17 protein-coding genes and 1 pseudogene are annotated in these 21,514 nt (G+C 72.3%); 7 read left to right on the forward strand and 11 right to left on the reverse strand.

Annotated elements, in window-relative coordinates:
• Nucleotides 1-7 precede the first annotated feature (7 nt).
• Together ABT296_RS21625 and ABT296_RS21630 are read right to left on the reverse strand one after the other, a co-directional pair.
• Nucleotides 8-1,012, reverse strand: coding sequence for a hypothetical protein (locus tag ABT296_RS21625; RefSeq protein WP_351929869.1), 1,005 nt, complete (start codon nucleotides 1,010-1,012; stop codon nucleotides 8-10).
• A 232-nt stretch (nucleotides 1,013-1,244) separates the two neighbouring features.
• Nucleotides 1,245-1,469 (reverse strand): annotated as a pseudogene (locus ABT296_RS21630) (PH domain-containing protein); the annotation flags it as partial.
• Nucleotides 1,470-1,495: 26 nt separating this feature from the next.
• Here ABT296_RS21630 and ABT296_RS21635 point away from each other — a divergent pair.
• Entirely contained in the window at nucleotides 1,496-2,161 is a 666-nt protein-coding gene (locus ABT296_RS21635) for a class I SAM-dependent methyltransferase (protein WP_351929708.1), read from the forward strand.
• 7 nt (nucleotides 2,162-2,168) lie between these two features.
• Here the strand turns inward: ABT296_RS21635 and ABT296_RS21640 are convergent, their stop codons facing one another.
• From ABT296_RS21640 to ABT296_RS21655, 4 genes are read right to left on the reverse strand one after another with little or no spacing between them, the layout of a single operon-like run.
• Nucleotides 2,169-3,239 carry a hypothetical protein gene (locus tag ABT296_RS21640; RefSeq protein WP_351929710.1) on the reverse strand — a complete coding sequence of 357 codons (1,071 nt, stop codon included), beginning with the start codon at nucleotides 3,237-3,239 and terminating at the stop codon, nucleotides 2,169-2,171.
• Nucleotides 3,240-3,286: 47 nt separating this feature from the next.
• Entirely contained in the window at nucleotides 3,287-4,228 is a 942-nt protein-coding gene (locus ABT296_RS21645) for an N-acetylneuraminate synthase family protein (protein WP_351929712.1), read from the reverse strand.
• Nucleotides 4,229-4,242: 14 nt separating this feature from the next.
• Entirely contained in the window at nucleotides 4,243-5,472 is a 1,230-nt protein-coding gene (locus ABT296_RS21650) for a cytidylyltransferase domain-containing protein (protein WP_351929714.1), read from the reverse strand.
• 50 nt (nucleotides 5,473-5,522) lie between these two features.
• Nucleotides 5,523-6,869 (reverse strand): DUF6716 putative glycosyltransferase, encoded by a 1,347-nt coding sequence (locus ABT296_RS21655; protein ID WP_351929716.1) that lies wholly within the window; start codon nucleotides 6,867-6,869, stop codon nucleotides 5,523-5,525.
• Nucleotides 6,870-7,067: 198 nt separating this feature from the next.
• Between ABT296_RS21655 and ABT296_RS21660 the strand changes: the two genes are divergently transcribed.
• From ABT296_RS21660 to ABT296_RS21670, 3 genes are all read left to right on the forward strand, one after another.
• Complete coding sequence (locus ABT296_RS21660) at nucleotides 7,068-8,054, forward strand: glycosyltransferase family 2 protein (protein WP_351929718.1); 987 nt, start codon at nucleotides 7,068-7,070, stop codon at nucleotides 8,052-8,054.
• Entirely contained in the window at nucleotides 8,054-9,388 is a 1,335-nt protein-coding gene (locus ABT296_RS21665; RefSeq protein ID WP_351929720.1) for an alpha-2,8-polysialyltransferase family protein, read from the forward strand. Before ABT296_RS21660 ends, ABT296_RS21665 begins: the two co-directional genes overlap by 1 nt.
• 154 nt (nucleotides 9,389-9,542) lie before the next feature.
• Nucleotides 9,543-10,526, forward strand: a complete 984-nt coding sequence (locus tag ABT296_RS21670) for an O-methyltransferase (RefSeq protein ID WP_351929722.1) — start codon at nucleotides 9,543-9,545, stop codon at nucleotides 10,524-10,526.
• Between the two features lie 38 nt (nucleotides 10,527-10,564).
• On the opposite strand, the gene ABT296_RS21675 is transcribed toward ABT296_RS21670, so the two are convergent.
• Both ABT296_RS21675 and ABT296_RS21680 read right to left on the reverse strand, forming a co-directional pair.
• Nucleotides 10,565-12,883 (reverse strand): glycosyltransferase, encoded by a 2,319-nt coding sequence (locus tag ABT296_RS21675; RefSeq protein WP_351929724.1) that lies wholly within the window; start codon nucleotides 12,881-12,883, stop codon nucleotides 10,565-10,567.
• On the reverse strand, nucleotides 12,880-14,337 hold the full coding sequence (locus ABT296_RS21680) for a glycosyltransferase family 29 protein (protein ID WP_351929726.1): 1,458 nt from the start codon (nucleotides 14,335-14,337) through the stop codon (nucleotides 12,880-12,882). Before ABT296_RS21680 ends, ABT296_RS21675 begins: the two co-directional genes overlap by 4 nt.
• 253 nt (nucleotides 14,338-14,590) lie before the next feature.
• Between ABT296_RS21680 and ABT296_RS21685 the strand changes: the two genes are divergently transcribed.
• Both ABT296_RS21685 and ABT296_RS21690 read left to right on the forward strand, forming a co-directional pair.
• Nucleotides 14,591-15,700 carry an acyltransferase family protein gene (locus ABT296_RS21685; protein ID WP_351929728.1) on the forward strand — a complete coding sequence of 370 codons (1,110 nt, stop codon included), beginning with the start codon at nucleotides 14,591-14,593 and terminating at the stop codon, nucleotides 15,698-15,700.
• A 91-nt stretch (nucleotides 15,701-15,791) separates the two neighbouring features.
• Entirely contained in the window at nucleotides 15,792-16,694 is a 903-nt protein-coding gene (locus tag ABT296_RS21690) for a class I SAM-dependent methyltransferase (protein ID WP_351929730.1), read from the forward strand.
• Between the two features lie 235 nt (nucleotides 16,695-16,929).
• On the opposite strand, the gene ABT296_RS21695 is transcribed toward ABT296_RS21690, so the two are convergent.
• Nucleotides 16,930-17,580 (reverse strand): TetR/AcrR family transcriptional regulator C-terminal domain-containing protein, encoded by a 651-nt coding sequence (locus ABT296_RS21695; protein WP_351929732.1) that lies wholly within the window; start codon nucleotides 17,578-17,580, stop codon nucleotides 16,930-16,932.
• Nucleotides 17,581-17,652: 72 nt separating this feature from the next.
• On the opposite strand from ABT296_RS21695, the gene ABT296_RS21700 reads away from it, so the two are divergent.
• The gene (locus tag ABT296_RS21700) at nucleotides 17,653-19,050 is read left to right on the forward strand and encodes an FAD-dependent oxidoreductase (RefSeq protein ID WP_351929734.1); all 1,398 of its coding nucleotides are present in this window, start codon (nucleotides 17,653-17,655) and stop codon (nucleotides 19,048-19,050) included.
• 53 nt (nucleotides 19,051-19,103) lie between these two features.
• On the opposite strand, the gene leuE is transcribed toward ABT296_RS21700, so the two are convergent.
• Both leuE and ABT296_RS21710 read right to left on the reverse strand, forming a co-directional pair.
• Nucleotides 19,104-19,754 (reverse strand): leucine efflux protein LeuE, encoded by a 651-nt coding sequence (gene leuE, locus ABT296_RS21705; protein ID WP_351929736.1) that lies wholly within the window; start codon nucleotides 19,752-19,754, stop codon nucleotides 19,104-19,106.
• 68 nt (nucleotides 19,755-19,822) lie between these two features.
• Nucleotides 19,823-21,403 (reverse strand): acyl-CoA mutase large subunit family protein, encoded by a 1,581-nt coding sequence (locus ABT296_RS21710; protein WP_351929738.1) that lies wholly within the window; start codon nucleotides 21,401-21,403, stop codon nucleotides 19,823-19,825.
• Nucleotides 21,404-21,514 lie beyond the last annotated feature (111 nt).

Consider the following 21,514-nt stretch of genomic DNA (forward strand, 5'->3'; position numbering starts at 1 on the left):
GTTCTGTTCACCTTTCGGAACGCGGAGTCGAGGCTTCCTCCAGTGTCCCTTCAGCCCCGAGGGCCCGCAGGATGCGGGGCAGGTCGGCCGGAGCGGCAGCCGGCCGGACCGGGGTGCCGGCGTCGTCGAGGTCGGCGACGTGCCGGCTCCGGGGCACGGTGTCGCCGTCGGAGCCGCGGGCCCGGCGGACCTCGCGCACGGTGAGCCGGCGCGCCGGGACCGTCCGGGCGGCGTACCGGCCGGGGCCGGGGGTGACCGCGGGCGGTTCGCCGCCGCCGATGGCGATGTGGGTGCCGAAGTGGTGGGGGTTGCAGTCGGTGGCGTCCAGGAAGCGGGCGGGGAGGAAGGCCTCGATGTCCTCCGCGGCGGGGGCGCCGGTCGCGGCGGGGCGGCGGACCCGGGTCGCGCGTACGGCCCAGGCGGTCATGGCGAGGGTGGCGGTGGCGCCCGCGAGCCACCAGGGGGCCGCCTCGGCCGAGGCGAGGGTGGTGGGGTGCCGGTGGCAGAGGGGGAGGAGCCAGGCCCCGGTGCCGACGAGGACGGCCGCCCAGGGCAGGGCGGACGGCAGGACCTCCTCGGCGGCGAGCCGTCGGCGGCCGGTCGCGCGGATCAGCATGCGGGCGGCCGGGTATCCGGCGGCGAGCGTCGGCCCGGCCGAGACGACGGCCGGGTCGCCCGGCGGGGCGACGTGCTCCCGCCATACGAAGCGGCTGCCGGAGACCTTCATGACGGCGCCGCGCCACACGGTCAGCTCGCCCCGGTCACCGGGGCGGAACTCCAGCGCTGCCTCGCGCGGGACCAGGGCCCGGTCCACCGGCCGGCCGCCGGTGAAGTGCAGCAGGCCGCGCTGTTTGCGCCGCTGCTCCGTCCGTTCGACCACGGCGGGCAGGACGTCCAGGCACGCCCACCGGTCCGCGGCCGGGCAGGGGACGGCGGCCCGCCAGTCCCGGTAGTGGCCGTCGGCCCGCGGCACCATCCAGGCGGCGAGCCCGGCGCCCAGCAGGAACAGCACGCACAGCACCGGCGGCCAGGCCGAGCCCCGGCCGTCCGCGGTCCCGCTCGGTGAGCACGACGAGGCGGTCGGAGTCGGGGCTGCCGTGGCGGCGGTGCAGGGCGCGCAGGCCCTCCACGGCGGCGTCGAACCCGGGGTCCGGGGCCGCGGGCAGCGGCAGCGTCCAGGGGCGCCCCTCGCGCGGTACGAGGACCAGGCGCCGGGACTGCCCGCCGCGGGGCAGCGCCGTGACCCGCGGGCGCAGGTCGGCGATGTCGGCCCAGGGCACGCTGCGGCGCCGCAGCGGCGTACGGACGTGCAGCCCGGCGGCGTCGGCGCGCACCTCGGACCGGCGCAGGGGCGCCCTGAGTTCGATGTCCGCGGCTCCGCTCACGCCCGCCGTCCTGGCGTGCGCGCCGGGCGCGGTCCCGTCCGGTGTCCGGCAGCTTTCGGGTCGGTGAACCTGCCGACCCGGCACCCGGGCCGTCGGTAGGCTGCGCCCGCGTGACGGAACCGAGCGCAGACACGGACTTCATACGGGCCGCGAGCACGTCGTACGACGCGATCGCTCCCGCCTACTCCGCCCGCCATCCCGACAGCCTGGCCGGGCAGCCGCTGGAGCTGGCCCTCCTCGCGGCCTTCGCCGAGCAGGTCCGCGCCAACAGCGCGGCTCCCGTGGGCGACCTGGGCAGCGGCCCGGGGCACGTGACGGCCCGCCTGCACGAGCTGGGCGTCCCGGTCTTCGGGGTCGACGTCTCCCCGCGCATGGTCGCGCTGGCCCGTGAGGCCCATCCGGGGCTGCGCTTCCACGTCGGCACGATGACGGACCTGGACCTGCCGGACGAGACGCTGGGCGGGGTCGCCGCCCTCTACTCGGTCATCCACGTGCCGACGGAGCATCTGACGGCGGTGTTCGCCGAGTTCCGCCGGGTGCTGGTGCCCGGCGGACAGGTGCTGCTGTCCTTCCAGACCACGGAGACCGAGGAGCTGATGCACCTGACGGAACGGTTCGGCGAGGAGGTCAGCCTGCACTACTGGTTCCGCACGCCGGAGGCGGTCGCGGACCATCTGCGGGAGGCCGGCTTCCGGATCCAGGCCCGGCTGGTGCGCGAACCCGCGGGGGACGAGAAGTACCGCCGCGGGTTCGTCCTGGCCCACCGGCCGGGCTGAGCGGCCGCTACGCCGTCGTCACCGCCGCCAGCCGGTGGACGTCCCGGGCCGAGCCGGTCACGCCGGAGAGGAAGCCCTGGGCGCGGGGGGAGGCGTGGTCGGTCAGCCAGGCCGGGTCGATGTCGCAGACCGCGACCCGGACGTCCGTGCCGGCCAGCGCGAGCGGCAGGGTGTGGACGACCGTGGAGGGGAAGCTGAGGATGGTGCGCCCTATGGGGCCCCGGCGGGCGATGAGTTCCAGGGGGAGGTCCGGGCGGACTATCTCCAGCCCGGTCTCGACCGCGAGGCGGTGGAGTTTCTCGGTGCTCTCGCGGCGGTGCGCGAAGTAGCGGGTCGCGCCGTGGGTCTTGGCCAGGGAGCGGACCGCTTCCAGATAGTGGTCGGCGTCGACCACCCCGGTCTCCACCAGGGAGGTGCCGACCATGTCCGCGCCCTTGCCGATGCGGGGCGGGCCGAAGCGGGCGCGGGTCCAGGAGAAGTCGTTGGCGGTGACCACCACGCCGGGGGGTGTCCGCTCCATCGGCATGGAGGAGAAGATCTCGACGCCGCGGCCGGCGCCCGGGGTCAGCCGGCGGCGGGCCGAGGAGGCCACCGGGGCGAAGACCAGGTCCCGGGGGCCGGGGCGGCCGCCCTTGCGGTGCCAGCGCACCAGGCGCTCGCCGTCGGCCAGCTGGGCGACGAACTCCATGGTGGCGGTGCCGTCGTCGACGACCACCAGGTCCCGGGCCCGGGTGATGGTCAGCAGGAGCTGGACGTAGCGGGAGAAGGGGTCGCCGAGGACGACCCGGGGGGCCCGGCGGAGCATGCCCGCGAGGCCCCCGATCGTGTGGAACGGCGCCGTGGCGCCTCCCCGCGCCTCCTCCCAGCGGACCTCGTGGCCCTCCTCGCGGGCCAGCTCGGCCATGCGGCGCAGCTGGCCCCGGGTCATCGGGTCGATCGGGGACAGGACCACGAGGGTGAGCCCCGCGCCGAGCGCCTGCTCCTGGGCATGCGCCCACTCCAGCACGTTCAGCAGCTGTACCGGACTCTCGACGAACGCGAGAGTGCGGGGGCCGGCGTTCCCGGCGCGGGGGCTCATCTGCGTACGACCGTCCCGTCGTGAGGAGGACCGGGGTGGGGGTGGGGTCAGACCGTGAGGGGCTCGCCCGCGGCGGCGGCGATCTCCGCCTCGGCGACGATGCCGGAGACGCGGCGCAGCTTCTTCATCGGGCCGAGCTCGGAGTCGTAGACCTTCTTGACGCCGTCGCCGAGGGAGGCCTCGATGGTGCGGATGTCGCGGACGAGGCGGGTCAGGCCCTGCGGCTCGACGGAGGCCGCCTGGTCCGAGCCCCACATGGCGCGGTCGAGGGTGATGTGGCGCTCGACGAAGGTGGCGCCGAGGGCGACCGCGGCGAGGGTGGTCTGCAGGCCCGTCTCGTGGCCGGAGTAGCCGATCGGGACGTTCGGGTACTCGGCCTGGAGGGTGTTGATCACCCGGAGGTTGAGCTCCTCCGCCTTCGCCGGATAGGTGGAGGTGGCGTGGCAGAGCAGGATGTTGTCCGAGCCGAGGACCTCCACCGCGTGGCGGATCTGGCGCGGGGTGGACATGCCGGTGGAGAGGATGACGGTGCGGCCGGTGGCGCGCAGCGAGCGGAGCAGCTCGTCGTCGGTGAGCGAGGCGGAGGCGACCTTGTGGGCGGGGACGTCGAACTTCTCCAGGAAGGCGACGGCCTCGGTGTCCCACGGAGAGGCGAACCAGTCGATCTCGCGGGACTTGCAGTACTCGTCGATCTGGCGGTACTCGTCCTCGCCGAACTCCACGCGGTGGCGGTAGTCGATGTAGGTCATCCGGCCCCAGGGGGTGTCGCGCTCGATGTCCCACTGGTCGCGCGGGGTGCAGATCTCGGGGGTGCGCTTCTGGAACTTCACCGCGTCACAACCGGCCTCGGCGGCCACGTCGATCAGCTTGAAGGCGTTCTCCAGCTCGCCGTTGTGGTTGATGCCGATCTCGCCGCAGATGTAGACGGGGCGGCCGGGGCCGGCCTCGCGGGAGGAACCGAACGTACGGAGACGGGAGTTGGTGCTCATGGCAGGAACTGTCCTTACTTGGTGAGGGAGTCGAGAGAGGGGCCGAGGATCCAGCTGGCGATCTCTCGGATCGCGCCGTCGCCACCGGGGACGGTGGTGACCGCGCGTGCGGCGCCGCGCACGACGTCGTGGGCGCTCGCGACCGCCACGGGCCAGCCCACGAGGGCGAAGCACGGGAGGTCGTTGACGTCGTTGCCGACGTAGAGCACGCGCTCGGGCGCGATGCCCTGCTCCTCGCACCACTGCTTCAGTGCGAGGTCCTTGCGGTCGATGCCGTGCAGGACCGGAAGGCGCAGCTTCCGGGCCCGGGCGGCGACCACGGGGTTCTGTTCCGTGGAGAGGATCAGCATCTTCAGGCCGCTGTCGCGCAGGGCGGCGATGCCGAGGCCGTCCCCGCGGTGCACGGAGACGGACTCCTTTCCGTCGGCGTCGATCAGCACCCGGTCGTCGGTCTGGGTGCCGTCGAAGTCCAGGACGACCGCGTCGACGTCCTCGGCGGCGGGCAGCGCGCCGGGGCGGTCCGCGTCGAAGAGGGGCGCCAGGGCGCGGGCGCGGGCGAGGTCGTGCGGGTCGTCGATCTCCAGGACGCGCGCCGGGTCGGTGCGGACCAGTTCGGTGCGGCCGAAGAAGCGGTGGTGGTGCTCGCGGAAGCCGGCGGCGTCCATCGCGTAGGCTGCGCCGGTCTCCAGGTAGTCCTGGGGGCGGTCCTGGCGGCGGGGGCGGTAGGCCTTGTCGTGGTTGACGCCGGCGCCACCGTCGGTGGGCTCCTCGGCGTCGCGCCAGACGAACCCGTGGAAGGGGGCCACGGTGACCGCGGTGTCGGCGCCGTGCTCGACGACCGCGGCGGCGACCGAGTCGATGTCCTCGCGGATCACGAAGGGGCTGGTGCACTGCACGAGCAGCACCGCGTCGACGGACGCGCCGTGCAGGGTCTCGTGGGCGTCCATGGCGTGCCGTACGGCGGCCTCGGAGGTGGCGGTGTCGCCGGCGATCGCGGCGGGCCGCAGGACGACCTCGGCGCCGGCCGAGCGGGCGGCCTCGGCGATGGCGTGGTCGTCGGTGGAGACCACGACGTCGGTGACGAGCCGGGTGGCCAGGCACTCGCGGACGGCGCGGGCGACCAGCGGGACCCCGCCGACGGGCGCGAGGTTCTTGGCGGGCACGCCCTTGGAGCCGCCGCGGGCGGGGATGACGGCGAGCACGCGGCGCACCGGAGCGCCCGTGCCTGCCGGGGAGTCGGACATGGGTTGCACTCCTTGCGCAGGGTTCACGGTGGGAGGGGCGGCGGGGCCGGTCACAGCTCCCCCATCCGGCGGATCACCGGGGCGACGCGCTGCACCCCGTGCCGGTAGGCGCCGCGGGCGGCGCGGCGCACGATCTGCCGTACCGGGCCCGGCTCCTTGTCGGCGGTGGGCGCGCCCGGCAGTACGGAGCCGTCGGGGCCGAGGTGGTGGCGGGCGAGGATGCCGGGCAGGTAGCCGGGCGCCGTCTCGGGTGTGTAGTACGGGGCGAGCGGGGCGAGTCCGCCGGGCCGGCCGAGCAGCTCGGTGATCCGCTCGCGGGCGGCGTCGAAGGCGTTGTCGTAGCCGCCGTCGGCGGCGACGCCCTGGCGGGCCACCCACTCCCGGTCGGGGGTGGGGCGGTGTCCCGCGTCGAGCTGGTCCCAGGAGGCGAGGCAGCCGGAGCCGACGAAGTGGTGGTTGCCGAGCGTCTCGCGCACGCCGAGGTCGGTGAGGACGACGGTGGGGATCCGGCGGTGCAGGGACTCCAGCGCCGCCGTCGAGCTGATCGTCACCAACAGGTCGGTGCGGTCGAGGACTTCACCCATGTGGCCGTAGACCAGGCGGAAGTTGGGCGGCAGGTCCAGCTTCTGCGCCAGCTTCTGGTAGGGCAGTTCCTCGATGTGGGTGGTGTGTTCGCCGGGCTTGGAGCGGAGTTTGAGCAGGACCTCGCGCTCCGGGTGCAGCCGGGCGTGCCGGACCAGCCGGTCGAGCAGGTAGGTGCGGTCCTTGCGGTTCTCGGGCACCGAGGGCTGGGCGGCGAAGACGACGGTGTACGGGTCGTGTCCGCCGGTGTGGGGCGCGCCGCCGAGGAACGGCAGCGCCACCTCGGTCACGGCCGAGGCGTCGGCGCCGACGCCCTCGTAGACCGCGCGGAACCGCTCGGCGTCCTGACGGGAGTTGGCGAGGACGAGGTCGGCTCCGTGGCGGAGCAGGAGGCCGTCGGCGAGCTTCTCGTAGACGACGCCGACATAGCCGGTGACGACCACGGGACGCCGTTCGCGGCCCTGCCAGACGCGGCCGAGTCCGTGCAGCACGGCCTGTACTCCGCCGCCGACGAGGGCCAGTACGACGATGTCGTACTCCTCCTCGGCCATGGCGCGCAGGAACTCCACCGCGGTCACCTCGCGCAGGGAGTCGGCGCGGACGCCGACCTCCTCCAGCTGGCGGGCGGTGGGCGTGGCCCGGCCTCGCAGCAGGAATCCGCCGAGGACGGGGGCGACTTGCGCGCTCCCTTCGGCTGCGGCTTCCATGGACGGTCCCGGGGCGATACGGGCCGCCGTCAGGGCGCCCCATTTCCATCGGGTGTCGGAGTCCGCGAGAACCGCTATGCGGGTCGGCTTCGTTGTACTTGCTGGCACGGAGACGACGCTAGGAAGCAATTCCAAGGTATGGCCCAACCTCGAATCAACGAAAAGTTAACAACACACCACAGCGAACCGAACTGGCCCGTCAAAGCCCGGGAAGCACATGGGATGCACCATTCCGACACATGGAGTTCACCCGTAGTACCGACACCGGCTAGTTTCACCGCCGGGCATCCTTCTAAGATTTCGCGGGTGCCCAAGCTTTCCGTGATCGTGCCGTTCTACAACGTGCAGCAATACGCCCAGGACACGCTTCGAAGTCTTCGCGCGAACGCGCGGAGCGACTTCGAATTCATCCTGGTGGACGACCAATCAAAGGATGAAACGCCCGCCATTCTCGAGCGGGCGGCCGACGAGCTTTCGGATGTCGCACAGGTGCGCTACATCCGTCACGAGGTGAACGGAGGGCTGGCCACCGCCCGCAACACCGGCCTGGACGCGGCGACCGGGGAGTACATCACCTTCCTCGACGGCGACGACTGGTTCGCGCCCGGCCACTGCGCCGAACTGGTCGCCGCCGCCGAGGGGCTGGGCTGCGACTTCGTCCGTACCGACCACGTCCAGACCAACGCCCGCGCCCGGTCCGTGCACCGGGTGCCGGTCGGCCGCCGCGACGAGGTCCTCGACCCGCGCGCGGCGATCCTGCCCGCCGACCGCACGACCTCCGTCGACTACGCCTACGCCTGGGCCGGCGTCTACCACCGCCGGCTGCTGGACAAGGGGCTGCTGCACTTCACCGACGGGCTGCGCACGGCCGAGGACCGGCCCTGGATCTGGCGACTGCACCGCGAGGCGGAGTCGTTCGCCGTGGTGGGCCTGCTCGGCGTCTTCTACCGCCGCGGGGTGGCCGGTTCGCTGACCCAGATCGGTGATGTCCGCCAACTCGACTTCATCCGCGCCTTCGACCAGGTCGTCGAGGAGACGGCCGCCGACCGGGACGCGGAGCGGCTGCTGCCCAAGGCGGTGCGCACCTACTGCGCGATCATCGCCCACCACCTGTCGGACGAGTCCAAGTGGGAACCGGCCGTCGCCAAGCAGCTGCGCGCGAGGAGCGCGGCGGCCATACAGCGGATGCCCCAGGACGCGCTCGGCGACGTCCTCGACACCATGGACCTGCGCCGCGCCGGCAAGCTCCGGCGGCTGCGGCGCCGGGTCACCACTGCGAAGGCGGCCGCGTGATGCCCCTTAGGACCACCCAGATCTTCTGCGTCTCCACGCTCTACGGCGCCGCCACCCTGGCCGCCGCGCTGGACTCGGAGTGCTTCGCCGGGGCGGACCGCCGGCTGCTGCTGGTGTTCAACAACTCCACCACCCCCGAGACCACCCCGGCCGTCGACGAGATGCCGGGGTTCGCGCCCCTGCGCGACCACTTCGACGGGGTGGTCTCCTTCAACGAGGCCATCCGCCCCTTCCACCCCGGCGCCTGGGCGCCGCGCCCGGACGACCTGCCGCTCTTCGAGCGCTATCTGCGGCTGCTGTGGGGGCTCGGCGACGACCGGGTGGAGCTGGTCCTGGAGTCCATCCAGGTCAACCCGGCGCTCGGGCTGGCGCAGATCTTCACCGGCGCCCCCGTCCACGTCTACGCCGACGGCCTGATGAGCTACGGCCCCACCCGCAACAAGCTCGACCCGCTGGTCGGCACCCGGGTGCGGCGCCTGCTCCACCTGGATCTGGTGCCGGGGCTGAGGCCGACGCTGCTCACCGAGTTCGACGTGCCCGCCGAGGTCGTGCCGGTCGAGGCGTTCCTGAAGGTCATGGGCGAACTCGCGGGCGCGGTCGAGGAGTTGCCGCGGCTGCCGGACGACTCGGCGCTGCTGCTCGGCCAGTACCTGTCGGCGCTGAACATCCTCACCCCGCAGGCCGAGGAGGAGCTGCACGTCCGGATGATGCGCGGGGCGGTGGAGCGCGGGCACCGCTCGATCGTGTTCAAGCCGCACCCGACGGCACCGGCCCGCTACAGCCGCGCCCTGGAGACCGAGGCCGACAGGCTCGGTGTGGACCTGACCGTGCTGGACTCGCCCGTGCTGGCCGAGGTGCTGTTCGAGAAGTCGCGGCCCGCGCTGGTCGTCGGCTGCTTCTCGACCGCCCTGTTCACGGCGTCCGCCTTCTACGACCTCCCGGTCGCCCGGATCGGCACCGAGCCGCTGCTGGAGCGGCTGACGCCGTACCAGAACAGCAACCGGCTGCCCGCGGTGCTGGCCGACGCGGTGCTGCCGGACCTGGAGAACCGCGTCGGCGAGGAGCCGGTGCCCGCAGGGACCCTGGGCGCGCTGGTCGCGGCCATAGGGTTCACCATGCAGCCGCAGATCTATCCGGGGCTGCGCGCCGAGGCCGAGGGCTATCTCTCGGCGCACCTCGGGCCGCGCACCCAGCGCTACTTCAAGCGCAAGCGGCTGACCGCGCTGGGCCTGCCGGGCGGTATCCCGGAGCGGCTGTCGTTCCTGCCGCGCAACGCGACCGCCCGCCGGATGGTGCGCCGGGCGAAGGCGCTGCGGAAGTCGGTCCGCCGCTGAGTCGATGCCGCTGAGCCAATACCCGGTGAACCACCGGGAAAGGCCATGGAAACGGTGGGGCATCATCCGGTTAGACCGATGAATCGATGGTGGGGGTGGCGTTCGAATCCCTAGGATCACGGAACGCCGCCCCATCCCACCCCGTGAGGCCCTCATGACGAACCTCGGCCGGCTGTACTCCCTGCTCGACGGCGTCACCCTGCCGGACGACCTGCCCTACTCCCAGGTGAGCTCCTGGGAGCTGCGCTTCCTCTACCTCCTCGGCCGCCACCGCCTGACCGGCGAGGACCGGCTGGTCGAACTGGGCTCGGGCGGCGGCGGATCGACGTACGCGCTCGCCCTCGGGCTGCGGGACAGCCCGGTGTTCGACGAGAGGTCGGGGCGGCTGCACGCCTACGACTTCTTCCACGTCGGCAAGGGCACCTTCGCCACCGAGAAGTTCTTCACCGCCGGGACCAGGCCGAGCGACGGCGACTCCTCGTTCCTGGACGACTTCCGCGACCGGCTCGGTCCGTTCCTGCCGTTCCTGGAGATCCACGCCGGTGACATCTGGCAGACCTCCGACCCGGCGGACACCAGCCCGATCGAGTTCCTGCACATCGACATCGCCAAGACCGCCCGGGTCTTCCGCTGTGTCTCGGAGCGCTTCCTGACCCGGCTGCGGCCCGGATCGGTGGTGCTGCACCAGGACTTCGCCGGCCCCCGGCTGCCGTGGCTGCACTACAGCACGGGCGCGCTGCTGCCGTACATCGAGATCGCGGGGCCGCCGATCCGCTCCACGCTCGCCTTCGAGGTCGTCCGGCCGATCCCCGGGGACGTGCTGAAGACGGTCTCCGAGGACGCCTTCACCCTCGACGAGAAGCTGAGACTGATCTCGGCCGTGCAGGAGCGCGTCGACCGCGACCACACCGGCGGCATCCCCTTCGGGTCGGTGCTGGAGCTGGCGAAGGCGTACGCCGCGCACTACGAGGGCCGGCACCGGCGGGCCTGGTCCATCGCCAGGAAACTGACCGGCGACGAGTACCTCGCCCGGACCCGGGCCGACCACTTCAAGCAGCTCAGGACGGCCTACGAGAAGGACGGCGGCGGCTCGGGCTCGCTGATCACCAGGCTGGCCAGGAAGGCCGCCCGGCGCTGAGGTGAGGCCGGGCCCCGCACCGGGGCCCGGCCTTGCGGTCAACCGCCCAGGAGGACCCGCAGGTCGGCGGCGTTCGCCTCGGTGACCTTCCACAGTTCCTGCTGGCGGCCGTGGACGTCGGCGACGGTCGCCGCGTGGTCGCGCAGCAGGTCCGCCGAGCGCTCCACCAGGCGGTCGGCGAGGTGGCGGTCGTGGACGGAGACGCCCCACTCGGGGCGCTCGATGTCCCGCAGGAAGTACGCCATCTTCGGGTGCGAGATCAGGCTGATGATCGGTGTGCCGCAGCCGAACGGGATCATTCCCGCGTGGCCGCGCATGCCGATGACCAGCTTGGTGCGCGCGTACAGGTCGCGGATCTCGTCGTTCTCGAAGTCGTACATCGGGATGACGGGCAGCGAGATGCCGTGCTCGCGCCGCAGATCGAAGACGATCTTCTCGTCGTCCAGCGAGTGCGCCACGCACCGCACCTCGGCGAGCTTGCCGAGGTCCCGGACCGCCTGTGCCATCTGGGCCAGGAAGTGGCCGTAGTCGTGGCCGAAGCGCAGGCCCGCGCGGTCGTAGGCCGCGTTGACGAGGATGGTGTCCTCACGGTGGGCCGGGTCCTGCCAGCCGGGGACCAACTGGCGGGTGACGGTCGTCGGGCAGGGCTGGAAGCGGACCCTGTCGTGCAGGTGCGCCGGGATCATCGCGCGCACCTTCTCGATGGAGCCGTGGTTGCGCAGCCCGAAGAAGGCGGACTTCTCCACCAGCAGCCGCAGCGACTCCCGGAACCGGCCCGCCCGGTAGGACTGGCCGTCGAAGGCGTTGAAGCCGACGGCGTAGACCGCGATCGGCACGTCGATCCGGCGCATCAGCTCGTCCGGGACGTTCCACTGCCAGGCGCTGTTGCCGTTGGGCATGGTGTCCGGGATGAACAGGCCGCCGCCGCCGATGACCAGTCCGCGGCGGGCGTTGACCCGCTCCAGGGCCGCCTCGTCGAACAGCCGGTGGGCGTGCACGGAGTGCCAGCGGCGGGAGGTGGTGTCGGGGCCGAAGGCGCTGCGCACGCTCTCCGGGAGCAGCTTGTCGCCCGCGTTGCCCTGGCGGTCCATGTAGAAGGCGACGTGCGCCAGCTGGTCCTCGGGGGCGCCGAGTTCCTGGGCCGGGACGGCGGCGGCACGCTGGGCCCACAGCCGGCTGGAGCGGTGGGTGATGTCCACGGACATCCCGGCGTTCGCGTACTTCAGGGCGGCGGCGTTGTCGCCGTGCACCCAGGACATCTGGGCGAGGCGGGCGTAGGCGGTGGCGGCTCGGTTGGGGGCGGCCGTGGCCAGCAGCAGCTGGGCCCTGGCCTCGTCGTAGCGGGAGACGCTCATCAGGGCGTGGCCGAGGACCTCGTGCGGCCACGCCTCGTCGAGCGGGATGCGGACGCTGTGGAGGATGTCCACGGCGTCCTGGTAGTCGCCGTTCGCGATGTGCGCGGCGGCCACCTTGCGGGCGGTCTCCACGTCGCCGGTGCGGGCGACGTGCGGGGTGCCGTAGTGCACGATCAGGTCGTGGTGCAGACCGCCGGGCCGGGCGAGGTACTCGGCGTGGAAGTCGGCGTCGGACAGCTCGTACTCGCGCCACTTGTCCTCGGCGAGGCCGTAGCCGCTCTCGCCGCCCTGCCACGGCTTGTGACGGCCGGTGAAGTGCAGGATCGCGGTGTCCTCGGGGACCGGGAGGTCGCCGGACAGGCGCCGCTTGACGAAGTTGTAGCGGGGGTCGAGGCGCACGAAGTCGCCTTCCAGGACGGCGTTGAGGATGCCCTGGTCGTGCTTGTCGAGTTCGTAGTCGCCGCTGCGGCCGGTGGCGTCGAGCCGGGCGCAGAACTCGTCGCTCAGGTACTCGCGCTGGATGACCAGCAGACCGGAGTTGAGCTTGTGCTGCCCGTAGAAGAACTGCGGGACGGCGGCGAGTCCCTCGCGCAGCTGGAGGAGTTCACCGAGGTCGCCGAGGACGACCATGTCGGTGTCGAGGGTGATGACGGTGTCGTACTCGCGCAGCCGGAAGACGTCGAGGATGAAGTACGCCTTGCGGACCAGGTAGTTGTCCTGGTCGCCCTTCTTGTACGCGTCGTAGTGCGTGTCGTCGACGCGGCGCAGCACGATGCGCGGGTGCAGGGCGCGGATGCGGGCGATCGAGGCGGGGCGCAGGTCGTCGTAGAGGACGACGAAGTCCTCGCAGACGGCCGGGTTGGACAGGGCGAGGCTGCGCAGCAGGGCGAGGAAGCCGGGGAGGTAGTTCTCGTCGACATAGGAGGCGAAGGCCGTGCGCCGCTTGCCGGTGAGCGCGGCGGCGTCGGTGACGGGGGCCGCGGGCAGGGTGGTCGTGGTCATCGCAGGGATATCCTCATGTCGGTCACGCTCCGGGCCCGGTCCATGACCCATGCCTTCTCGCTGGTGTACTCGTGCACGGAGGTGATGGCGAGCTTCATGGCCTCCTGCACGCGGTAGGCGCCGCTCTCGTAGAAGTCGAAGCCGATGAGGTCGAGCTTCGGGCTGACGTCGAGGAAGTCCAGCAGGTAGAGCATGTTGAAGCCGGTGGTCGGGATGCCCGACCAGACGTCGGTGGAGAGCCTGCCGATGTTGCGGACGGGCCAGCGCAGCGATTCGTCGCCCAGGTGGGTCTGGGCGCCGGGCACCAGGCGGTTGCGCAGCGACCACTTCCAGTCGCCGGAGACACCGCCGAAGACGAGCCGGGTGTCGACCTGCTTCTCCCAGTTGAAGCCGTGTTTGTGGATGGTGGCGTGGATGTCGGTCCGGCCGCCGGTGTGCTTCGGGTCGATCTTGAAGGAGTTGAAGCGCACCACGAGGTCGTAGGCGTCGATCTCGGCGCCCATCGAACTGGCGCCCACCCGGCCGGAGTTGGCGATCAGGCAGATCGACTTGCCGGCGATCCGGTTGCGGAACTCGCCGAGGCTGATCCACCGCACCCCGCCGACGGTGGGGTCGTCGACCGGCCCGCGCATCCGGTTGCGGCGCTGCTCGGCGTAGAGCGCGAGCACCTCGGTGAGTCCTTCGGTGACCTCGGTGCCGGCGGCGAGCCGCAGGTCGAGGTACTGGCCGAGGAGTTCCTGGCGGTCCTGGACGGGGGCGTCGTCGAGCGTCAGCAGGGCGCCGACCAGGCGGGGTTCGGCCGCCTCCCAGTCGCTGGCGGCGTGCGCGGCGAGGCCCTCGGCCCAGACCGCGGTGGCGTCGCCGCGGGTGAACTCCTCGGCCCGCGGGCACTGGCGGCGCAGCAGGGCGAGCAGTTCGCGCTCGCCGTCGCCCGCGGCGCGCAGTCCGGCGATCCGGGCGCGCACGCCGAAGCCGTCGTCGTCGGTGAGCCCGAGGTACTTCTCGTACGCCTCCAGCGCCTCGGCCTCCTCGCCGAGCGCCTCCAGCAGCCGGGCGCGCAGCCGCCAGCCGGCCCGGGAGTTCTTGCGCTGGGCGAGCACGGTGTCGCTGATCACCAGGGCGAGGTTCAGCTCGTCGTCGTAGCCGCACTTGAGCGCCTGGTTGGCGACGGCGAGCAGGGCGTCGAGCAGTTCGTTGCCGATCCCCGTGGCGGGGGCCGCGGCGCCCTTCACGGCGCGCTTGAGCAGCGCGGTCGCGCCGGTCGCCGGGGCGGGCGCGGGGGCGGCGGCGGTGGTTCCCCATACGACGAGCAGCTTTCTGAGCTGTTCGGCGAGTTCGACGCGCCTGCGGTCGACGCTGCCGACCACTTTGCCGCTGTGCACCGCGCAGGCACGCAGACAGTCGTCCAGCTCCCCTCCGCGCGCACGTGCCCGTCTGTTCTGGACCCTCGTCATGGCACTCCTGGTTCTGCCAAGCCAATGCTGTGTTTCGCCGCGGTTTTCCGGCGGTGGGGGATCTTGAAACCGTTTTCGCATATCCGTGGGGGGACGCTGAGAAAAGTTAGGAAGGCAAGACGACTTTCAGGTGAACTCATAGGTACTACGGGACCAATCGTTGGCCCGGCGCCCGGAACAAGCCTGCGATTCGGACTAACGTGCCTACCTCCACCCCGATGAAAACCCGGCAAGGGGAATTTCTGTGACCAGCATGACCGTCCGACCGGTGATCGAGCCGCCCCGGCGGGCGGAGCGGACGGCGCCGAGGGAGACCCGGCTGCGGGCCCTGGACGGACTGCGGCTGGTGGCGGCGCTGATGGTGGCCGCGTACCACTACGGCGGCCGGGGCGGCGAGGTCACCGCCGCCTGGGGCAGCTCGCCGGCGGTCCAGTTCCCCACGCTGCACGAGTACTTCGCCTACGGCTGTCTCGGCGTCCAGGTCTTCTTCGTCATCAGCGGGTTCGTGATCTGCATGAGCGGCTGGGGGCGGCCGCTGAAGTCGTTCTTCGCCTCCCGCGCCTCCCGGCTGCTGCCCGCCTACTGGGTGGCGGTGCTGCTGGTCACCGCGGTGTTCGCGCTGCCGGTGGTGGCGTACCGGGCGGTGTCGCCGAGCGACGCCCTGCTCAACCTGACGATGCTTCAGCAGCCGCTGGGCGCCGACCGGGTGCTCGGGGTGTGCTGGACGCTGTGGGCCGAGGTCCGCTTCTACGCGCTGTTCGCGCTCTGCGTCGTCCTGCCCGGCGCGAACCGGCAGCGGGTCATCATGTTCTGCGGCCTGTGGACGCTGGCCGCGGTGATCGCCGAGGCCGCGAACGAGCCGCTGCTCGACCTGGTGCTGATGCCCGAGTACGCGCCCTTCTTCATCGGCGGCGTCGGCCTGTACCTCGTCCACCGCAACCGCCGGGACGCCTACGCCTGGGGCATCGTCGGGGTCAGCTGGCTGATCGGGCAGCACTACGCGGTGCGGAACCTGTGGCGCCCGGCGAGCGAGGACGCCTTCGCCAACCGGACCTCGTACGGGATCGTCCTGGTGGTCACCCTGGGCTTCCTGGCCGTCGCGGCCATCGCGCTGGGCCTGCTGAAGCGGGTGAACTGGCGGTGGCTGACCGTGGCCGGGGCGCTGACGTACCCCTTCTACCTGGTCCACGAGCATCTGGGCTGGGTCGTCATCGAGACCCTCCACCAGGACCTCGGCCTGTCCTCGTGGGCCACCTTCGCCCTGACGATCGCCTCGATGCTGCTCCTGGCCTGGCTGCTGAACCGTTACGTCGAGAAGCCGCTGACCCCGCGCCTCCGAACGGCCCTCACCAGGGTGCGCTGACCCGGGGGCCGGGCGAGGCTGCTGAACAGCCGCTGTTCACCGGAGGTGCCCGGTGACGGATCGCCCGGACGCAAGTGAGCAGGCTCTCCGCATGGTCGACGCACAGCAGACCCCCGTCCTCCCCGCCGAGCTCGGCGATGTGCCGGGCTGGTTCCCCGCACTCGACCAGACGCTGTTCACCTGGTTCCTCGACCGCCGGCGCGCCCTCGGACTCCCCGGCGACCTGCTGGAGCTGGGGGCCTATCTGGGCAAGAGCGCCATCCTGCTGGGCCGGCATCTGCGGCCCGGCGAGACCCTCACCGTCTGCGACCTGTTCGAGAGCGACGCCCCGGACGGCGCGAACCGGGCCGAGACGTCGAAGTCGTACGCCTCGCTGACCCGGCAGGCGTTCGAGCGGAACTACCTCGCCTTCCACGACGCCCTCCCCCGGGTGATCCAGGCGCCCAGCTCGGTCGTGGCGCACGAGGTGAGGCCCGGCAGCTGCCGCTTCGTCCACATCGACGCCTCGCATCTGTACGAGCACGTGCGCGACGACATCGGCGCGGCCCGCGAGCTGCTGGTGCCCGACGGGATCGTGGTGCTCGACGACTTCCGCTCCGAGCACACCCCGGGCGTCTCGGTCGCCACCTGGGAGGCGGTGCTCAACCGGGGCCTGCGGCCGGTGTGCCTGAGCACCCAGAAGCTGTACGGAACCTGGGGCGACCCCGAGCCGGTCCAGGAGGAGCTGCTGGCGATGCTGCGGGCCCGCGAGGACTGCGGGCTGAGCGTGCAGCGGGCGGCGGGACACCGGCTGGTCCGGGTACGGGCCCGCGGCATGCAGCCGCCGCCGTTCCCGCCGTCCCGGCACCGGGTGGAGCCCGCGCCGGCCCCGGAGCCCATGGCCTCCGCCCCGGCCGGACGGCCCCGGCGGTCGAGGTCGCGGCGGATCGCGGCGGACCTGCTGCCGCCGGTCGTCACCAGGGCGGTGCGCCGGCGCATGACGAGCCGGGCCTGAGACCCGAGCGGTCACCCCGAGCCGGCCGGGCGGCGAGGCGGCCGGGCGGCGAGGCGGCTGGCCGGCCGAGCCGGGTAGTCGGGCTGGGCGATCCAGGTAGTCGGGGCGGGCAATCGAGCCAGGCGGTTGGGCCGGGCCGGTCGGTCGGTCGGTCGAACCTGGCCGGTCGAGCCGGGCGGCCCAGGGAGGTAGTCGGGCCGGGCTGGCCGGGTGGTTCGGGGGGCGATCCCGCCGGTCAGGCGGTTCCGTAGCGGGCCTCGACTCCCGCGATCACCAGGGCGAGGCCCTCCTCGTAGTGCCGGTCGTGGTCCTCGAAGATCTCCGCGCCGGCCGCCGCCGACAGCGGGAAGTCGGCCAGCGCGCGGGCGCGTTCCGCCATGTCGTAGCCCTCCCTGCGCTCGTCCGGCAGCGGTTTGACGCCCTGCTCCTCGATGACGAAGCCGAGGGTGTACGTGTACGTCGTCGTCGTCGCGCGGACCGCCTGGGACAGCTCCAGTCCGGCGGCCGTGAGCAGGGTCAGCATCGCCTCCATCTGCTCGGCGTGCTCGATGCCGGTGAAGCGTGAGCCGCTGAAGACCCGGGCGCCGTCCCGGTAGCCGAGCAGGGCCGTGCGCAGTCCCCGGTTGGCCTTGAGCAGGCGCTCCTGCCAGGTGTCGGCCGGGTCGGGTTCGGCCCCCGCGACCATCCGCCGGTACATCTCGGTCGCCATCTCGTCCAGCAGCGCCTGTTTGTCCTTGAAGTGCCAGTACAGGGCCGGTGCCTTGACGTCCAGCTCCTTGGCGATGGCGCGCAGGGTCAGGCCGTCGAGACCGGTCTCGTTCAGCAGCTCCAGGGCGGTGGCGGCGACCCGGCGGCGGTCGAGGGGGGCTCGGCGTTCCGTGTTCACGGTTGACAGCTTAACGGCGTTAAGGCCATCCTCGGAAGCGACGGGCACTTAACAGCGTTAAGGAGATATGTCATGGATTCAGACGTTCTGATCGTGGGCGCCGGGCCGACCGGGCTCGCCCTCGGCGTCGACCTCGCCCGGCGCGGGGTCTCCGCGCTGGTCGTGGAGCGGGCCGACGCGCTGTTCCCCGGCTCGCGCGGCAAGGGCATCCAGCCGCGCACCATGGAGGTCTTCGACGACCTGGGCGTACGGGAGGCGATCCGGGCGGCGGGCGGCACCTATCCGGTCGGGATGATCTGGCAGGACGGCCGCCGGGCCGGCGAGCACCACATGTTCGATCCGGCCGAGCCGAGCGAGGACTCGCCCTACAACGAGCCGTGGATGGTCCCGCAGTGGCGGACCCAGGAGATCCTCCTGGCCCGGCTGGAGGAGCTGGGCGGGAAGGTCTCCTTCGGGCGCGAGGTGGTCTCGCTGGACCAGGACGCGGACGGGGTCACGGCCCTGCTCGGGACCGGTGAGCGGGTCCGCGCCCGGTACGCGGTCGCCGCCGACGGAGGCCGCTCGACGGTACGGCGGTCGCTGGGGATCGAGATGACCGGGGAGACCGTGGACCCGCATCCGATGCTGGTGGCCGACGTACGGATCCGCGGACTCGACCGCGACAACTGGCACGTGTTCCCGCCCGCCGGGGAGGGCGAGGACTTCCTGGCCGTCTGCCCGCTCGCGGGCACCGAGGACTTCCAGGTGGTGGCCCGGTTCCCGGCGGACACCGCCGTGGACCTCTCCCCCGGGGGCATCCGCGAGACCGTCGCCGCCCGCTCCCATCTGGCCCCCGAGGACATCACCGAGGTCCGCTGGGCCTCCGACTTCCGCCCCCGGGCGGCACTCGCCGACGCCTTCCGCGCCGGACGGGTCTTCCTCGCCGGGGACGCGGCGCACATCCACTCCCCGGCGGGCGGCCAGGGTCTCAACACCAGCGTGCAGGACGCGTACAACCTGGGCTGGAAGCTGGGGGCGGTGCTGCGCGGCGGGGCGGACGCGGCCCTGCTGGACACCTACGAGGAGGAGCGCAGGCCGGTCGCCGCGCAGATGCTGGGGCTGTCCACGGGCGTCCACCGCGGGGAGATCCGCCGCGGCGACGCCACCCGCCAGCTGGGGCTCGGCTACCGCGACTCGTCCCTCACCCGGGAGACGCGCACCGCGCCGGGCGCGCTGCGGGCGGGCGACCGGGCGCCGGACGGACGCCTGGGCGGAGTACGGCTGTTCGACGCGTTCCGGGGTCCGCACTGGACGCTGGTGGCGGTGGGCACCGAGGCCCCGGAGCTCCCCGGCGCGGTGCGCCTGGCCCGCGGCACGGAGCAGGCCTCGTACGGCACGGGGCTGTTCCTGGTGCGGCCGGACGGCTACGTGGGCTGGGCCGGCGACAGCGCCGAGGGCCTGCGCGCGTACCTCACCCCGCTCGGGGTGTAGGCACGCGCGGGCCTGCGGCCGCGGTCGGGCGGCGCTGGGCCTCCGGCCGGGGGTCAGGCGGCGCTGGCGAGGGACAGCTTCGCCGCGAAGCCGAGGAAGAGCGCGCCGGCCGCGGACGTGGCACCCGCCGACAGCCGCTTGCGGCGCCGGAAGGCGGCCGCGAGCCGGGTGCCGCCGAATATCAGCGCGCTGAGGTAGAGGAAGCTCGCGAGCTGCGCGAAGGTGCCGAGGACGACGAAGGACAGCGCCGGGTAGGCGTAGCCGGGGTCCACGAACTGAACGAAGAAGGCGACGAAGAACAGGATCGCCTTGGGGTTCAGCAGGCTGATCACGAACGCCCTGCGGTAGGGCCGCTCGTCGGCGGCGGCCTCGGGGGCGTCCTCGACCGTCAGCTCCCGGCGCGAGCGCCACATCCCGAGGGCCGCCCGCAGCATCCCGACCGCCAGCCAGGTGAGGTAGCCGGCGCCGGCGTACTTCACGATCCCGAACAGCAGGGCGTTGGTCTGGAGCAGCGAGGCGACTCCGGCCGCGGACAGGGTCATCAGCACGGTGTCCCCGCACCAGACCCCGGCCGCCGCGGTGTACCCGGCCCGTACGCCCCGGCGGGCGGCCACGGACAGCACGTAGAGCGAGTTGGGGCCGGGCAGCAGGACGATCAGGATCAGGCCCGCGAGATAGGTGGGGAGGTCGATGACACCGAACATGGAAAGGAGTGTCGCACGCGGGTACGACACTCCGATTCCGGGTCCCGCAGGGCGGGACGGTCAGACCGTCAGAAGGCGTCCGATGGCACGTAAGTGCCCCAGATCTCCCGCAGCGCGTTGCAGACCTCGCCGACCGTGGCGCGGGCGCGCAGGGCGTCCTTCATCGGGTACAGGACGTTGTCCTCGCCCTCGGCCGCCTTCTTCAGGGCCGCCAGGGCCGCGTCCACCGCGTCCTGGTCGCGCTCGGCGCGCAGCTTCGCCAGCCGCTCCGCCTGCTGGGCCTCGATCGCCGGGTCCACCCGCAGGGGCTCGTAGGGCTCCTCCGCGTCCAGCTGGAAGCGGTTGACGCCGACGACGACCCGCTCGCCGGAGTCGGTCTCCTGGGCGATCCGGTAGGCGCTGCGCTCGATCTCGTTCTTCTGGAAGCCGTGCTCGATGGCGGTGACCGCGCCGCCGAGGTCCTCCACCTTGCGCATCAGCTCCAGCGCCGCGGTCTCCACCTCGTCCGTCATTTTCTCGATGACGTAGGAGCCGGCGAAGGGGTCGACGGTGGCGGTCACGTCCGTCTCGTAGGCCAGCACCTGCTGGGTGCGCAGGGCGAGCCGGGCCGACTTGTCGGTGGGCAGCGCGATGGCCTCGTCGAAGGAGTTGGTGTGCAGGGACTGGGTGCCGCCGAGCACCGCGGCCAGGCCCTGGACGGCCACCCGGACCAGGTTCACCTCGGGCTGCTGGGCGGTGAGCTGGACGCCCGCCGTCTGCGTGTGGAAGCGCAGCATCAGCGACTTGGGGTTCTTGGCGCCGAACTCCTCGCGCATCACCCGGGCCCAGATCCGGCGGGCCGCGCGGAACTTGGCGACCTCCTCCAGGATCGTGGTGCGGGCCACGAAGAAGAACGACAGGCGGGGGGCGAAGTCGTCGACGTCCATGCCCGCGGCGACCGCGGTCCGGACGTATTCGATGCCGTCGGCGAGGGTGAAGGCGATCTCCTGCGCCGGGGACGCGCCCGCCTCCGCCATGTGGTAGCCGGAGATCGAGATGGTGTTCCACTTCGGGATCTCGGCCTTGCAGTACTTGAAGATGTCGGCGATCAGGCGCAGGGAGGGCTTCGGCGGGAAGATGTACGTCCCGCGTGCGATGTACTCCTTCAGCACGTCGTTCTGGATCGTGCCGGTGAGCTGCGCGGCGGGCACGCCCTGCTCCTCGCCGACCAGCTGGTACATGAGCAGCAGCAGGGCGGCGGGGGCGTTGATCGTCATCGACGTGGAGACCTTGTCCAGCGGGATGCCGCCGAACAGCACCCGCATGTCCTCGACCGAGTCGATGGCGACGCCGACCTTGCCGACCTCGCCGTGCGCGATCGACGCGTCGGAGTCGTGGCCCATCTGGGTGGGCAGGTCGAAGGCGACCGACAGACCCATCGTGCCGTTGGCGATCAGCTGCTTGTAGCGGGCGTTGGACTCGGTGGCGGTGCCGAAGCCGGCGTACTGGCGCATGGTCCAGGGGCGGCCGGTGTACATCGAGGGGTACACACCGCGGGTGAAGGGGTACGACCCCGGCTCGCCGAGCTTCTCGGCCGCGTCCCAGCCGGCGAGGTCATCCGGTCCGTAGACCGGTTCGATGGGCAGTCCGGACTCCGACTCGCGCGCCATGGTGTGTTGCCTCCCGCCGAGCGATTCGCTCGCTGCTGCCGACTCACTGGTACAGACCGACCCTTCGACGGACTGTAGCGGCGTGGTGCGCGCCCGGAGGAGTGCAGCACG

Source organism: Streptomyces sp. NPDC000983, assembly GCF_040299205.1.
Taxonomy (GTDB): domain Bacteria; phylum Actinomycetota; class Actinomycetes; order Streptomycetales; family Streptomycetaceae; genus Streptomyces.